General features: G+C 61.4%; 14 protein-coding genes. All 14 read right to left on the reverse strand.

The genetic code is table 11. The features are described 5' to 3' along the window. Positions 1 to 10: 10 nt before the first annotated feature. The 14 genes from CAF53_RS03230 to istA all read right to left on the reverse strand — a co-directional run bounded on the left by CAF53_RS03230 (position 11) and on the right by istA (position 15,518). A complete protein-coding gene (locus tag CAF53_RS03230; RefSeq protein ID WP_197707355.1) occupies positions 11 to 2,365 on the reverse strand; it encodes a TonB-dependent receptor in 2,355 nt (784 codons plus the stop codon). Between the two features lie 129 nt (positions 2,366 to 2,494). Further along, positions 2,495 to 2,833 (reverse strand): DUF4286 family protein, encoded by a 339-nt coding sequence (locus CAF53_RS03235; protein WP_100237312.1) that lies wholly within the window; start codon positions 2,831 to 2,833, stop codon positions 2,495 to 2,497. A 260-nt stretch (positions 2,834 to 3,093) separates the two neighbouring features. Beyond that, positions 3,094 to 3,861 (reverse strand): SDR family oxidoreductase, encoded by a 768-nt coding sequence (locus tag CAF53_RS03240; RefSeq protein ID WP_157801201.1) that lies wholly within the window; start codon positions 3,859 to 3,861, stop codon positions 3,094 to 3,096. A 160-nt stretch (positions 3,862 to 4,021) separates the two neighbouring features. Then, complete coding sequence (locus tag CAF53_RS03245) at positions 4,022 to 4,540, reverse strand: hypothetical protein (protein WP_100237314.1); 519 nt, start codon at positions 4,538 to 4,540, stop codon at positions 4,022 to 4,024. 56 nt (positions 4,541 to 4,596) lie between these two features. Continuing rightward, positions 4,597 to 5,358, reverse strand: coding sequence for an aldolase/citrate lyase family protein (locus tag CAF53_RS03250; RefSeq protein WP_100237315.1), 762 nt, complete (start codon positions 5,356 to 5,358; stop codon positions 4,597 to 4,599). 4 nt (positions 5,359 to 5,362) lie between these two features. Then, positions 5,363 to 6,637 carry an MFS transporter gene (locus CAF53_RS03255; protein WP_100237316.1) on the reverse strand — a complete coding sequence of 425 codons (1,275 nt, stop codon included), beginning with the start codon at positions 6,635 to 6,637 and terminating at the stop codon, positions 5,363 to 5,365. A gap of 37 nt (positions 6,638 to 6,674) precedes the next feature. Next, entirely contained in the window at positions 6,675 to 7,850 is a 1,176-nt protein-coding gene (locus CAF53_RS03260) for a cytochrome P450 (protein ID WP_157801202.1), read from the reverse strand. A gap of 155 nt (positions 7,851 to 8,005) precedes the next feature. Further along, positions 8,006 to 9,223 (reverse strand): amidohydrolase family protein, encoded by a 1,218-nt coding sequence (locus tag CAF53_RS03265; protein ID WP_157801203.1) that lies wholly within the window; start codon positions 9,221 to 9,223, stop codon positions 8,006 to 8,008. A 100-nt stretch (positions 9,224 to 9,323) separates the two neighbouring features. Beyond that, positions 9,324 to 10,397, reverse strand: a complete 1,074-nt coding sequence (locus tag CAF53_RS03270; protein WP_157801204.1) for an LLM class flavin-dependent oxidoreductase — start codon at positions 10,395 to 10,397, stop codon at positions 9,324 to 9,326. 144 nt (positions 10,398 to 10,541) lie between these two features. Then, positions 10,542 to 11,393, reverse strand: a complete 852-nt coding sequence (locus CAF53_RS03275) for an SDR family oxidoreductase (protein WP_100237320.1) — start codon at positions 11,391 to 11,393, stop codon at positions 10,542 to 10,544. A 74-nt stretch (positions 11,394 to 11,467) separates the two neighbouring features. After that, positions 11,468 to 12,235, reverse strand: a complete 768-nt coding sequence (locus tag CAF53_RS03280; protein WP_197707356.1) for an SDR family oxidoreductase — start codon at positions 12,233 to 12,235, stop codon at positions 11,468 to 11,470. Positions 12,236 to 12,408: 173 nt separating this feature from the next. Beyond that, a complete protein-coding gene (locus CAF53_RS03285; protein ID WP_100237322.1) occupies positions 12,409 to 12,984 on the reverse strand; it encodes an SDR family NAD(P)-dependent oxidoreductase in 576 nt (191 codons plus the stop codon). Between the two features lie 261 nt (positions 12,985 to 13,245). Beyond that, a complete protein-coding gene (gene istB, locus CAF53_RS03290) occupies positions 13,246 to 14,055 on the reverse strand; it encodes an IS21-like element helper ATPase IstB (protein WP_007686496.1) in 810 nt (269 codons plus the stop codon). Then, positions 14,055 to 15,518, reverse strand: a complete 1,464-nt coding sequence (istA, locus tag CAF53_RS03295; RefSeq protein ID WP_167369509.1) for an IS21 family transposase — start codon at positions 15,516 to 15,518, stop codon at positions 14,055 to 14,057. Before istA ends, istB begins: the two co-directional genes overlap by 1 nt. Between the last annotated feature and the right edge of the window lie 73 nt (positions 15,519 to 15,591).

The raw sequence follows: 15,591 nt of genomic DNA on the forward strand, positions 1-15,591 counted from the left end.
CGCCACAGCCTTAGAACTTATATCCGGCTTCAAGGCGAATTTCCCGGGTGCGAAGCGGAATGGCCTGATACTCACCGATGCCACCAGCCGACTTGTCCAGCGTGTAGGTCGACACATGTTCGTTGGTCAGGTTCCGACCTTGCAGAGCGAGAGACCAGCCACTGTCATCCTGGTAAAGGCGGACGCCGGCATTAAGCAGCCAATAGGCCTTTTGGAACGCATTGGGATCAAGCGTTTCCTGTTGATTGGACGAACTCGCATATTTGAAGTCGACATTGAAGCCGAGCTTCATATCGTTCCCGACCTCTATATCGTAATCCGCTCCGCCCGTTGCCGAATATTTCGGGGCTCTCGGTAATTGATGTCCACTGAGATCCTGAACGCAACCCACTGGCGTAACCGCACTCTGCGCTTTGGTGCAGGGAGCGCCGACATATCTGACGTATTTGGCGTCGACATAGCCGAACGCCCCCCGCAATGTCAGTTCCTGGGTGGCGCGCCATTCGGCCGACGCTTCCAGCCCCTGCGTGCGCGCCTTGCCCGCATTGTTGATGGAATATGCGAAATTGCGTCCATCGAAAGAAGTGATCTGCAGGCCGGACACATTATATCGGAACGCCGCCAGTTCGATACGCAGCGACCGATCCAGCAGAGAAGCCTTATAACCGATCTCCCCTCCCTTCGTCTTTTCCGGCCCATATTGAAGCGTGCCGGGCGAACCGATCGGCCCCATATTGTTGATCACCGAAAGCGTGGTCGGCGCCGCGAAGCCGCCGGAGTGATAACCATGTTTGTAGGTGGCATATACCAGCTGCCGTTCCTCGGGCTTCCAGCTCAAGGACACTTCGGGCGACAGATCATCATCCTTGTACTTTCCCGTCAGCACCGTTCCCGCAGGCGAAAAACGGCCGGCAAAAGCAGCATGAAGATAGGGCGATACACGCTCCGAATCCTTGACTTCCTTGGTATAGCGCGCGCCGGCCGACAGCTCGAACTGCTCTGCGAAAGCCCATTTAACCAAGCCAAAACCGGAATAAGCATCCGTCCTGTCGCGAGAAATATTGGCGAGGGTATAATGCAATCCGGTCGTCGGATCGGGGCCGACCGAACGGAGGATAGCGATGCTGTCCTGCAACCGCTTTCCATATTCGTAGAAGGCACCGACCACGAAGTTCAGCGGACCGCCGAAATTGCTGCTCAACCGCAGCTCCTGGGTCACGCTTGTGTTGCTTGCGTTGTTACGACCGCTGACGACCGGCCTGGAGGTAAGGTTCGCGTTGTCGATCCCCCGATACTTATAATGATAATATCCGGTCGTCGACGTGAGCGTCAGATTGTCGGTGGGGGAATAATTGCTGACAAGCGTGATCAACGTGTTCCGGCCGGCGCCGAAGGCTTCGGTCTGCTTGCCGCCAGTCATCTCCGAAGCGATAGCCGGATTGAGTCCCCCTACTGAGACGCGACCGTCCAACTTGCAATCGCTGGTCGGATCGGCGACGCCATAGTCGGTCAGCTTCGTCACGCCGGGGGCGCAGAAGAGCTCGCGCGAACCGGCATCGCCATCGTTATGGCTGTCGGCGACAAGCACCTTCAGCGTCGTGTCGAACGAGGATGACGGCGTCCACGTGGCGGTCAACCGTCCCGCCACGTTGCGGCTGCCGGGACGACGATCTTTGTACCGGCCGGGGATGTTCGGAAAGAACGGATCAACCGGATTGACCTGCGGACCTTCCGGCGCGACATTCTTAAGCCAGCCTGCGGTCTTGTCAGCGCGGAGTGCGATGCGCAGACCGATGGTTTCCGTCAAGGGACCGCCGATCGCGCCTTCAATGTAGCGTTCGCGCGCATTGAATTCGTAGCCCGCGCGAATATAGCCGTTGAGCGTGTCACCGGGGCCACGCGACTTGATCGAAATGACGCCCTGCGGACTGTTCTTGCCGAAGAACAGCGACTGCGGCCCCTTCATGACTTCGACCTGCTGAAGATCGAACATCGCCAGGCCGGTGACACGGCCGCGCCCCAATTGCATCCCATCAATGTCCATCAGCACGCTCTGCTCGATGAACTGGTCGTTGGACGCGGCGCCGATGCCGCGGATCGAGACGAAGGAAGCAACCGCCGTTGAGCTGTTGACAACTTGAATCTGCGGGGAAATCTGCGCGATACGCGTCAGATCGGAAGCGTTGGTGCGCTCGATAGTCGCCGAACCGATCGCAGTAACGGCCACCGGCACCTTGAGCGACGATTCCTCCTTGCGGCGAGCCGTCACGACGATTTCCTCCAGGCCACGGCTATCGGTGGCCTGAGGAGCGCCGGCCGGCGTGTCTTGCGCGATCGCAGGCTGGTCAGCCAGTAACAGTGCCATGACAAAAACCGATCCGCTTAAAGAAAACCTGATCATCCAACTCCTCCCCTTCATTGCATCACTATGTCGATTGACGATTTCTATAGTGAATCCAAAATTGTCCCTTTGTACTTCCCTGATTTTTCCGCGTTAATCTGCAGTAACGACAGGCGTTATGACTTCGTAGAGATGGGCGACGGCATCGGACACTTCGACGGCGTCGGTGACATGCATTTCGCCGGACGCGACGAGTTTATGCATATGGTCCAGTGCAGCCTGCGGATCATCGGTGCGCATCGTATATGTCGAAAGATAAATTCTTTCCGGAGACTTCGGGTCGGCTGGATCGGCGATGCGATAGCGCTGCGCCGCTACAAACCCCGGAAGGGCGACGACATCGGCAAGATGTTCGTCGGAATACCATTTGTTGAAGTCGTCCTCTCGACCCGGCAGAGGCCGCGTGTGAACGACATACACATATTCTTTCATATCCCTCTCCGAAGTTATGGCCTTGCTGACCTTTGGGGGCGCTTCACTTTCCACAGATGCCATCGGCCATAGCGATTAGCCCGAATTGGCCGGACACCGATCAATGGTCGCGACACGTCGATCGATCTTCACCCTCGCCGGTCGCAGATTGGTGCGCCGCTGTCTTTAACCAACAGCCACTAGGTTGACCAGAAGAATATTAGTCGGTTGATTAAGTAAGTCAAGACGCACAGCTCTTCGATGGTGAAAATTCTTGGCGTTTAGGCGGCGGTGCTGCCTCCATCTACGGGAAGGGCAGCGCCCGTGACGTAGCTGCCTTCGTCCGACGCCAGGAACAGCGCGGCAGCGGCCACTTCCTCAGGCCGGCCCATCCGTCCCATGGGAAAACGGTGGTCGAGCAGTTGCTGGACCGCATCGTCCAGATCGCGGCCTTGACCGAGCGCGGCCCGCGCCATCGGCGTATCGATCAATCCCGGGAGGATCGCGTTGCACCGGATCGGATAACGCCGTTCCGCGCAATGAAGCGCCACCACGCGGTTGATGTTGAGTGCCGCGCCCTTGGCGGCGCTATAGGCGGTCGTCTGGGGATTGGGACGGACAGAGGAGGAAGACAGGATATTGACGATCGCCCCTGCCTGACTCGTGTCCTTCATGATCCCGACCGCGAATTGGCATGCGAGGAACACCGATTCCGCATTCACTGCCTGGAGCAGTTTTAGATCATCGATGCTGTTGGTTTCGATGGTGCCCATCCTGATGGCGCCTGCGGAATTGACCAATATGTCGAGTCGGCCCTCTCGTCCACGAATGTCGGCATCGATGGCCCTCCACTCTGCGGGATCGACGACATCCAGCCGGACGAAACGTGCCTGGGAGCCGATCTGCGCGACAACGGTCTCCCCGCGCGTTTCGTCGAGGTCGGTGACGATCAGTTGGGCCCCTTCCGTCGCGAATCTCTTCGCGATCGCAGCCCCCATGCCTGACGCGCCGCCCGTAACGAGGGCGATCTTTCCCGCGAGCCTTGCCATACCCTCTCCACAATCCGGCTGGATGTTTCCGCCCGCCCCTACCCCTGCTCGGAGCCTATGGATCCATCGCGGCCACCGACCCGACGGATGCTTCATCTGTCGGGATATGGCTCAGAGTCTGTTTGGAAATGCGCGGAAGGGCGCATTTCCAAACAGATTCTCAGTGATCTTCGACGAGATCGTGACGCGCACCGATCATGACCGACGACATCTGGCATTCGACATCGAAGGGATTGCTCCACGCATGGATTGTCCCATTCTGGATAAGCGTGTCGCCTTCATTGAGCTCGATCTTCTCCCCATCGTCGAGCTCGCAGACGCAGCTTCCCTTCACGATGAAGATGATATCGATCGTCGCCGACCGGTGGAAACCGCGTTCGGACATGGAGCGCTGCATATCGTCAGCCGCTTCCCCGGCCGACGCGCGCTCGAAACCGGACGCCGTCCTCGGGGCGATCGTCGCTTGCCCGAAACGCATCGCGCCGAGCGGGGGGAACATCCAGGAAGTCGGCTTGCGGCTGCCATCGTCCGGAAAATGCGGATTGTCGGCCGACCATATGTCGAGCCAGCCCCAGCCCGCCATGCCGGGCATCTGGACGAAGGACAGCTCGTCGTCGCTCGCGACAATGGCGCGGCCATTCTGGTTATGGGCCGTTACAACACGCCTGACTTTTGTCATCACATCATCCTCTCAAGATAAATCGCCATTTTGCGGCAACGACCCTCGGCGGCCTGTCAGCCGATCGCCCGGGCATCCCGCTCCAACTGCTTCAGCGCCGCGCCGAGGATCATGACATCGAGCCCGACCATCATGAAGCTCATGCCCCGCGCCTTCCATTTCGCGAAGATCGTAAGATCGGTGGCCATCATGCCCACAGCGCAACCGACCGACTGGCAGGCCTCGACCACCTGGCCGATCGCCCCATCGATGTCGAAGCCGGCGTCGGCGCTATGGGCGATGGACAGGCCCAGATCGCCGGTGCCGATGAACAGCACGTCGACGCCTGGCACCGACGCAATCTCCCGGGCGTTGCGCACGCCTTCGACCGACTCGATCATCAGCGCGACCAGGATGCCGTCATTCGCACCCTGGAGATAAGGGCCGATGTTCATGCCATACCGACTCGCGCGCCCTGCCCCGACGCCACGATCGCCCATAGGCGGAAAGCGGGCAGCCTTGACGATGGCGCGTGCCTCGTCGGCATTCTCGACATGGGGAATCATGATGCCCCCTGTCCCGGCATCCAGCGCGGTGCTGATCCAGTTGCCTTCCATCGGCACTCTCACGATCGAAGGAATTCCCGCGGCATCGGCCGCGCGAACCATATCCTCGATCTGGCTCCGGCCAAAGGCGGCATGTTCGCCCTCTATGGTGATGAAGTCATAGCCGGCGTCGCCCACCAGTTCGACGATCGCCGGTGCGGGCAGGCTGACCCAAGTGCCGATCAGCGGCGCGCCGTTGATGACCGACTGACGAATATAGGCGGGTCTCTCCATGGGATTATTCCTTTGCTTCTGTGGCCCCGACGACCGGCAGGGCACCGATGCGGGAGGCAAGCGCCCCGGCAATGAACAGGAGTCCGGCCGAAATGCCTAGCGCTGTGGCATAGTCGCCCGACCAGTCCCGCAAATATCCCGACAAGGCCGGGCCGACCGCACCGCCGATGAAAAAGGCGGCATAGATCGCGCCATAGACCTGTCCGTAGCGGGCCCGATCGAAATGGCGCCCGCAGAAGAAGGAGATCAGGTCGACCTCCGCCCCCACCGCCAGCCCCACGATCAGCGCCCCCGCCACCGCGACCTTCGCCCCGCCGATCGCCAGGCCGGTGAGGCCCAGCCCCGCCACGATCATCAACGCTGTCGCCACATTATGGGGCGCCACGCGATCGAGCATGAACCCCGCCGCCAGGCGTCCGGCCATTGCGGAAAAACCGATCAGCGCGGCAATATGTCCTGCCCGGGCGGCATCCAGCCCCGCGTCGGACAGCATCGGGATAAACTGGACGATCGCCCCCAGAATCGCGAGGGCTGCAAGGAAGAAGATCAGCGCGAGCAGCCTCAGCGCGGGATCGGCGAACAGTACACGCAGCGGTAGCGGCGTCGCACTGCCCCCGCCCTTCGCGGAATAACGCCGCAGCACGAGCCAGAGCAGCGGCGTCGCGCCCGCAATGATGAAGGCAAGCAGCCTGTAGCCGGCACGCCAGCCGAATTCGGCAATGTAGGGGCCCAGCAGCATCGGAAGCAAAATAGCCCCGAATCCAGTCCCTGAAAGCGCCAGCCCCAGCGCGAAGCCACGGTTCCGCTCAAACTGGGCAACGATCAGCCGCGTGAACGGCAGCGGGTTGCAGCCCGTCGCGGCGATCGCCAGCAGCCCGTTGAGGATCACGAAGCTCATGAGCCCATCGACCAAAGTCCCGAGCGCCAGAAATCCCACCGCCAGCGCCAGTAGCGACACGATCGCCACCGGAACGCTGCCGATAAAGTCCAGCGCCCGGCCGACCGGGATGGACATGACCGCAATGCCTGCGGTTCCGGCGACCGCTCCCAATGAGGCTTGCCCCCGGCTCCAGCCGAACTCGGCGACGAGCGGCTTTATGAACAGCCCGAGTGAGTAGAAATAGAGGGAACTGATACCAAGCGTAATCCCGACGAAGCAGGCGATCAGCAAGGGCCAGCCCGTCACGAACTCCTGCGCGCCGATCCGACGCAGCGCAGGCCCGGCGGCCGGGACGACCGTCGACGGATCCGGCGGCGGCTTGAGCTCCGACCATTCCATCCTGGCCTCCCGGTATATCCTGTTCGCTATCCCTCGTTCAGGCTGGATCGAACACCACGTGCATCGAATCCAGGCCGTGCACAAAGGCGTGGGACATATATTGGGGGGCCGGATGCGACGGCGACAGCCTCATGCCCGGAATGCGGGCGATGATCTGCTCGATCGCGATACGCATTTCCGCCTTGGCCAACAGGGCACCCGGACAGAAATGAAGCCCACGGCCGAATGTCAGGTGATTACGGCCACCCTTGCGACCCATCTCGAATTCCTCGGGATCATGCCAACGCTCTGGATCATGATTGGCGGCGATGTTGGAGATCATGACAAGGCTCCCCTTGGGGATCTCGACATCGCCGATCTTCGTGTCGCGCGTCGTCCGGCGATACATCACCGGCACCGGCGAATGAGAGCGCATCGTTTCCTCGACAAAGGCGGTGATCGCCTCCGGATGGCTGCGAAGATGGTCCATCATGCCGTCATGGGTCAGCAGGATATTGACTGCGGACAAGATCGCATTGGTCGATGTCTCGTTGCCGCCGACCATCGTCAGATAGGCCAGCGACACGGCTTCCTCATCGCGCAGCGGCGCCCCGTCGACCTCGATCGTCGCATATTTGGTGAGCAGATTATTCAGCGGCTCGGCGCGATATTTCTTCAGGAAGCCGTAGCAGTAATTCTGCATTTCGATGATTTCGTCGACCAGTTCCAGTTCGCGCTCGGGCGAAAGGACCGGATCGATCCGCTCCACCATCACATCCGACCAGCGCTTGATCCGCCGCCAGTCCTCACGCGGCACGCCGAGCTGGTCGCAGATCACATACATGGGGAAGAGGATTGCGAATTCTTGCAAAAAGTCCGCTTCCCCCCTGTCGATGATTTTGTCGATCAACCCATCGGCGATGGCGCGTATCTCGGGCTCGATCTCCTTGACGTAGCTGGGCGAAAACACCTTGTCGACGAGCCCACGGTAGCGGCTGTGGATCGGCGGGTCCGACGTGGCGACGGTGTGAACTTCTGGAAAGCCGCGCTGGGCAAAGCGACAACGAGCCTCCTCCGCCACCGGAGAGGTGGCACGACCGGTCAAAACATCGGCCTGATTACTGAAGATTTCCCAATTATCATAGACATAGGTGCAGTCGGCATAGCGCGTGACCACATAACCGCCAGCCGCCGGATCGAAATAGACAGGTTCTTCGGCTAGAAGTCGTTTCAAGAAAGGAAGCGGGCAAGCCCTGGCCTCGGGGGACGTCAGCGTCCCTAGATTTTTTTGCTGCACCGCTTCCATATCAACTCCTGCTATAAATATTCATCAAGCTCTTGAGAACGCGGGCGCCCGATAGGCACCGCCCCGTCTGCCGGCTGTCCAAATCAGTCGGGAAGCAGCCACTTCCCATTGTCGACGAAGAACTTCCTGACGACCTGTTCGCCGAAGGGCGCGATCTCCTCGTACATCTTCACCAGGGGCTTCTCGCCGCCTTCGACATGCGGATAATCCGACGCGAAGCAGAGGACGTCTTCGAGGTCGTAGTTGCTGAGGTACCGCCCGAACGGCTCGAAATCGAACCCGGTCACTCGGACGTTGCGCTTGACATAGTAAGAGGGCGGATGGGGCAGACCCACGCCATTCTTGTTCACCCGGGCGATGTCCAGACCATACCACATGTCCAGCCGTTCGCAGAGCGGACCGATCCAGCCGGCACCCAGTTCGATGCATCCGAAACGGAGCATCGGATGCCGCTCGAACACGCCCCCAAGCACCATCGTCAGCAGGAAATTTTCCGCCAGCGTGTGAAAATGCGCAGTGGACCAGGGATCGACATCGAACTCGCCGAGGAAGGTGAAACCCTTGAAAGCCGGAGCGTCGGCCCAATCCTCGACGAACACGCGGCCGCGCGATGAAACATGCAGGCAGACCGCCACATTATTGTCTTCCATCAGCGACCAGAAGGGATCGAGATCAGGATGGGCAGGCGACCTTCCGCCCGGCATTTCGCCGCTCAGCAACCAGATGGCGCGGATACCATTGTCAATCAGGCGGCGTGCCTCGGTCATCATGCCGTCGACGGTCTCGCTGTAGATCGGAAGCACCGGCCGGACGCGGTCGTTGAACTTCGCGACGCGGATTCCCCAGTCATTATAGGCCTTGAGCAGCTCATAGCCATAGGCACGGCGCTCCTCATAACTGTTCCGGATTTTCTTGCCGAAGCGATGTTCCGGCGGAAGATAGACCATTGCCGCGCACTGGATGCCCATCGTCGGGAACAGCAGTTGCCGCTTGATGCCCATCAGGTCCATCACCTCCGGCCGGCGCGAGATGTCGGCGGCGGCCGGAGCCGGCGGGCCCTTGAGCTTCCAGATCGTTTCGGGGCTGATCGGAACGTCGTCCTGGACATAACCGGGAACGTTCGGATGATGGCGGTCGCGCCCATTGTCCTCCATACCCAGCCAGTAATTGGCGAGGTCCTTCATCGCCGGGCCCATTTCCTGTTCCCAAACCTGGGCAGGCAGTTGCTCATGGGCGTCGATGTCCATGAGTTCGCCCCAATAGGGTTTCAATTCGTCGGGATAGGGGCTCACATCAGCCATCACTCTTCTCCTGCGGCACAAGATGCACATTCTCCAGGGCTTCCCCTGGCGAGAACGCGCACGAATTCACACGTTAAGCTTTCAATCAATTATCGCCCATTCAGGACGCCTTCTTCCATGAACGGAGTTCAGGCATGACCTTGTCGGCAAAGAGGCGCACGCTCCGCTCGGCATTTTTCGCCGACAGGCCGCCAAAGCTCGGCTGGATCAGATAATCATAGTCGCCGATGATCGCGCGCCGCTCCTCCAGCCGGTCGAGCACCTGCTGCGGAGTGCCGAAGGTGTTGATGTCGGCGAACGCCCGCGCGGTATCATGGAGCGCGGTCGATGCCAGTTGCTCGGCAGCCTCCTCCGCCGCCTTGGCATAGGCGCCATAGCCCTTCATCGTCTTGAAGTGGCTTCCCATGATTTCATAATGTTCCATCACCGAATAATAGGTGTTGGCCATATGCGTGCGGGCCAACTCTTCCGCCTCGTCGGCACTTTCGCTGCATAGCATGAAATCGGCGATCAGCGGACGGGGCGCAGGTTTGCCGTGATACTGCTGGAAAAGAGATCGATAGGTCTCGAAATGCGGCACCATTTCGGCCCACGGCTTCTGTGAGAAGCAGACCATCTGGGCGCCGAGTTCCGCACAGGACGGAATGGAATCGGACGACATCGCCACAGCCGAGAGCCGGTCGCGGAAGCCGGCGCGCGGCTGCGGACGGACTTCCGTGCGGGGAATCTTGTAGAAATTCCCATTCGCCTCCATGTGGCCGGTGTCGAGCGCGTCGAGGATGATCCGCGCCGACTCGTCGAACCGTTCGCGCGATTCCCCCATATCGATGTCGAAGACATCATATTCGCGGCGTGCCAGCCCGCGGCCGATGCCGAACAGGGCGCGTCCACCGCTCAGATGATCGAGGACCGACATCTGCTCGATCACCCGCCTCGGATCGTTCCAGGGCAGGATCACGACCCCCGTGAGCAGCTTGATCTGCTTGGTTCGCGCAGCCCAGTAAGTCAGCAACTGGATGTTCGAGCTCGAGGTCGAATAATCGAAGAAATGGTGCTCGACGCAACTCAGTATTTCATATCCGAGAGGCTCGGCCAGGTCCGCGAGAGCCAGATCACGACGCCATGCTTCGGAATCCGAAAGCTGCTTCTCGTAATTCTGGAATATCAAAAGCATACCTATTTGCATCACATCCTCGATTCGGCGCGGTAGTAGTTATTTGCTCAATTAATTATCATGTCGAAGCCGGGTCGGCAATAGGCGTCGGCCATCAACCGGGGAGAAGCGGATCTCGGCCGCCCACGCCGCCGATACGCTCGCTTAAAAAATGTCCAAGCTCCGCCCATCCTCATAATCGGTCGAGCAGGCGATATCCCTTTGCGCTTCGAGATCGGCGAGACGAGAGGTCAAAGCGTTCTTGATCTGCGCATAGGTGTCGCTCCCCAAGGCGAGACGCAGCGGTGCGGGATGCACGTCCACGCTCGCGATGATGGCGTCGACCACCTTGACCGGATCGCCCGGCGATTGAATCGACTTGTCATCGACCGCACGATTGATCCTGCGCGAAGGCGAGGCATCGTAAGCGGCAATGACCGGCCCGACGACCGCGCCCTGCCCCCGAAACCCGGTGCGCGAACTGCCCGGTTCGACGATCGTGCAACCGATACCGAAGACGGCCACTTCCTGCGCGACCGCTTCGATAAAGCCCTCTACGCCCCATTTGGTGGCGTGATACAGCGACCCGCCGGCGATGGCGATCTGGCCGCCGAGGCTGGAAAGCTGGAGAATACGTCCGCCGCCCTGTGAACGCATGTGCGGAAGCGCCGCGCGCACCACCTGGATCGAGCCGACGAGATTGGTATCAATCTGGTGCCGGATCTGCGCATCCGTCACCTCTTCGGCAGCGCCGAGCAGTCCATAGGCCGCGTTGCTGACCACGACGTCGATACGCCCGAAGGCCGCCCATGCGGCATCGACGACCGGCCTGATCGCGTCGCCATCGGCCAGATCGAGCGTGCCCAGCCATAGCCGATCGCCGAATTGCGCTTTCAGATCATCGGCCACGGCCGGGTTGCGCAGGGTGCCGGCGACGCGATCCCCGGCAGCCAGCAGCTTCGCCGCCATCAAGCGACCGAAACCTGCACTTATGCCGGTAATGAACCAGCTTCTCATCGACGAACTCCTTGGCGGTGAGGGATGGAGGGCGGTCGCCGGCTGATGATACATAGCTGCCATTGCCTCTCGGCCTATGCCGCCGTCCTGCCACCATCGACCGCGAGTCCGGCTCCGGTGACGTAGCTTGCCTCGTCCGAGGCGAGGAACAGTGCAGCCGAAGCGACCTCATCGGCGGTTCCCATGCGCCCCATGGGGAAGTGCCGGGCCAGCAGATCGCGGATAGCTGCTTCCGGATCTGGCACTTTGGCGAAGACGTCGCGCGTCATCGGCGTGTCGATCAGCCCGGGCAGCACCGCGTTGCAGCGGATGGGATAGCCTTTCTCCGCGCAATGCAGGGCAACCACACGGCTAAGATTGATCGCGGCGCCCTTGGACGCGCCATAGGCGGCCGCGTGGTGGTTCGGCCGGACGGCGGAATCCGAGAGAATATTCACGATCGACGCCGCTCTGCTCGTATCCTTCATGAGGCCGATCGCGAATTTGCAGGCCAGGAAGACCGCGTCCGAATTGACCGACTGGATGAACCGCAGATCGTCGAACGTGCCGTCCTCGATCGAGCCCAGTCGCACCACGCCGGCCGAATTCGCCAGTATATCGAGACGCCCTTCGCGCGCCCTGATATCGTGATCCAGACGCGGCCAGGCGGCGGGATCGGAGACATCCATCGGGAAGAAGCGCGCGGCGGCGCCAATGGCCCGGACGACGGCCTCACCGCGCCGCTCATCCCAATCGGCGACGATGACCTGCGCGCCTTCCGCCGCAAATCTCCTGGAGATCGCCTCACCTATTCCCGAAGCGCCTCCCAAAACGAGCGCGATCTTTCCAGCGATCCTCGTCATCATGCCTCCTGTTTGTCTGCGGTCGAATGGCGCGCCAAGGCCAGGAGCCATCGACGATCCGGACGATATGGCGCGGCCCGTTCAGTCCAGAAGCGATAGCCCTTTCCCGGCCTCTATCGGAGATCGCCCGACATGGGTTGGACGCTCCCTCATCAGGGCGGTGTCACCTGAAGCTAGATCGACTCATTGAGCGCCAGGCCACCACGGCCATGGCCGGCCATTTTCGAAACGATGCCCGGATCGGCGGCAGCGAGCTCGCTGACGAACAATTCGGCGGTGGAGCTGACCGGGTGGAGATCCGTCGGCTCGAACAGCTGTCGCGATTGCAACGCCCACGCTTCTGGCGTGCTCTCGACGACCTTGACGGATGGGTAAGCCGCCATCGTCAGGCGGGCGGCCCGTCCGCCGCTGATCTGAAAAGCCTCATTGTTGACGGTCGTGCTCTGATGCGTCAGCCACGCGACGAGAGCGGACACATGCTCAGGCTGAAAATATGTCCTTATGGTCTCCAGGATGGCCGGATCCTTGATGACGTCCGCCATCCTCGTCCAGGCGCTTGGAAGGATGGCGTTGGCGGTGATCCCGACCACGTCGCCCTCCATCGCCAGGCAACGGGTCAAGCCGAATATGGCGGCCTTGGCGGACCCATAGGCGCTGAAGCCCTCATTCCCGAGCATGCCGCTCGACGAGGTGTTGACGATCCGCCCCGCGCCCGACTGCACGAGATACGGCCATGCGGCCCGGCACATCGTGTAGCGCGACGATTACGGTGTCCGGTCGGCGTCAATTTTGATGGCCGATAGGTGGCCGCGCCGGTTGGTGAATTCTGGCTACCATTTGCTGTTGCGAGGAGCAACCGTCGAGCGACAATTACGACGCTGGGTAATTGTCGCTGGCGCTGGCCGGAAGCGAGGGTTTGAAGCGCATGGGATGGTTGGCATGTAATTGCCGCTGGCGACAATTACCCGTTGCCTCAGCAAGGGTGCTCCCGAGCGCGAAGCCAGCGACAATTATGATGGCCGGTCCGGGGCGCCATTGGGCGGGTCGTAATCGCCGGCGTTGATGCGGGCGACGGCGGAACGCTTGCGGTAGCTTTCGCCGTTCATCTCGATGATGGTCGAGTGGTGCACGAGGCGGTCGATCGCGGCGACAGTCATGGCGGGATCAGGGAAGACGTTGTCCCATGCCGAAAATGGCTGGTTGGCGGTAATGGCGAGCGAGTGGCGTTCGTAGCGGTGGGCGATGAGCTCGAACAAGGCGCTGGTTTCGACCTGGTCCTTGCGGACGTAGGACAGATCGTCGAGCACGATGAGATCGAACTTGTCGAGCTTGTCGAGCATGGCGGGCAGGCTGAGGTCGCGGCGCGCGGACTGGAGCTTCTGGACCATGTCGGTGGTGGAGCAGAACAGGACGCGCCGCCCCGTGTCGATGAGGGCATGGCCAATGGCGGCAACTGCGTGCGTCTTGCCGGTCCCGCTCTGGCCGAACAGCAGCAGGTTGCCGCCGTTCTCGATCCAGTCGTCACCGGCGGCGAGGGACAAGAGGTGCGGTTTGCGGATGCCGGGGGCGGCGTCGAAATCGAAGGTGGCGAAGGTCTTGCCTGCGGGCAAGCCGGACTGGTCGCGATGGCGCTGGATGCGCCGGGAGGAGCGATCAGCCATCTCGATCTCGAGAAGCGAGGCCAGCAGGTTGGCGGCCGGCCAGCCATCGCGATCGGCGGTGTCGGTGAGGCGCTTCCAGTTGCGGTTGATGCTCGGCAGGCGCAAGGCCTTCAGCAGGGTAGGCAGTACGGCGGCGGCCTGATCCTTGGTGCGGGTCATCAGTGCACCTCCCCGCTGGCGATCAGGCTGTTGTAGCTGTGCAGATCGGGTGGCGGGATAGCGACATCGCGCTGCGATCTTGCGGTTGGCAGGAACTCGTCCCTGAGCGCATCGACATCGGGCAAGCGCCCGCTGTCGAGAGCCTCATCGATCCGCCGGGCCAGCACGTCGACACAGTCGCCCCTGGCGGCGATATCGAGCAGCGCGACGGCATCGCGGCAGGCCTGCCGTCCATCGAGTTGGGCATCGAAGGCTTGCCAGGCCCGCCGGTAGGCGTGATCGGGGAAGAGGGCTTCGCGGTAGACGAGGTTGCGCAGTGCACCGGGCTTGCGGCGCAGGTTACCGATCATGTGCCGGAAATCGATGCTATGCCCCCGGTGGGGATGACTGATCCGCACACGCGGCGTGGACATTACCCTGTCCGGACCGAGGAAGAGCTCGATGCGATCGTCAAAGAGATGCGCGTTGAGGCGCCGTCCGACGAGGCGGGAAGGCACCGAATAGGTAACCCGATCGATGGCGACGGTGCCGTTGCGGGTGACATCGACGGTGACCATGGCGAAATCGGTGGTTCGCCTTGCGGGCAGCGCCTTGAGTACCCTGCGTTCTGCATCGATGCGCGCAGCATGTCGCCGGTTCTGTCTGGCGACCTGCGCCTCAACGAACTCGCGCCAGGCCTCGATGCTGACGAAATCGCGGCTGCCCCGCCGGCGTAAGGCCTGATCGAGCCGTCGCTTGAGATGGGCATGGGGACCTTCGATCGATCCGTTCTCGTGCGCCTCGCCGCGGTTGTTGCGGGTAGCAAGCATGCCGTAATGACGACACAGCTCGTCATAGCTTCGGGTGAAATCCCGCTGCGCATCGGCGTCGAGGTTTTTGTAGGCGGCTGACAGGGAATCGCTGCGGTGTTCGGCCGGCGCACCGCCCAGCTTCCACAACGCATCCTGCAGGTGCTCCGAAAGGGCGGCAAAGCTCTCCCCGCCCAGCACGACAGCCGCATGCTCCCAGCCACTCGCCGCCAAGCGGAAGTGGTAGAGGCGATAGGCCAGGGTCTCGCCGGCAACGGTGACCTTGAGACTGTCGCATACCGTGAAATCCGACAGGCCCTGCCGACCGGGCTCATGATGCTGCGGGAAGAAGATCTCCTTCTCGCCGCCGTGCAGTGCCCGCCAGCGGGCGATCCGGCGTTCCAGTGTTCGTCGTATCGCATCGGGAACAGCATCCTCGCCGAACTCGTCCTGGAGCGTCTCGAAGACCGTGACGGCAATGATACCGTCGATCTGGAGCAACTCCTCTATACGTGGCCAGAATGGCTCGAGCGGATCGGCGCGGGTGCGCCAGTGGCGCTCCTTCTTCTTCTGGGACGGAAGCTGCGGATCGTTCTCGATCCGGCGTGCGCTGCGTTCGCTGATACCGGCCTTGGCAGCCGCGACGGCCTGGGTGTGTTGGCGACGATGGGTCATGAAGAGAAATACCTGCTGATCGGAAATGTGGTGGCCCGGCATCGCAAACCCATCGCTCGTTGTTCGATGAGTG

The sequence above is a fragment of the Sphingobium sp. LB126 genome (genome assembly GCF_002795205.1).
In the GTDB taxonomy this organism is placed as follows: domain Bacteria; phylum Pseudomonadota; class Alphaproteobacteria; order Sphingomonadales; family Sphingomonadaceae; genus Sphingobium; species Sphingobium chungbukense.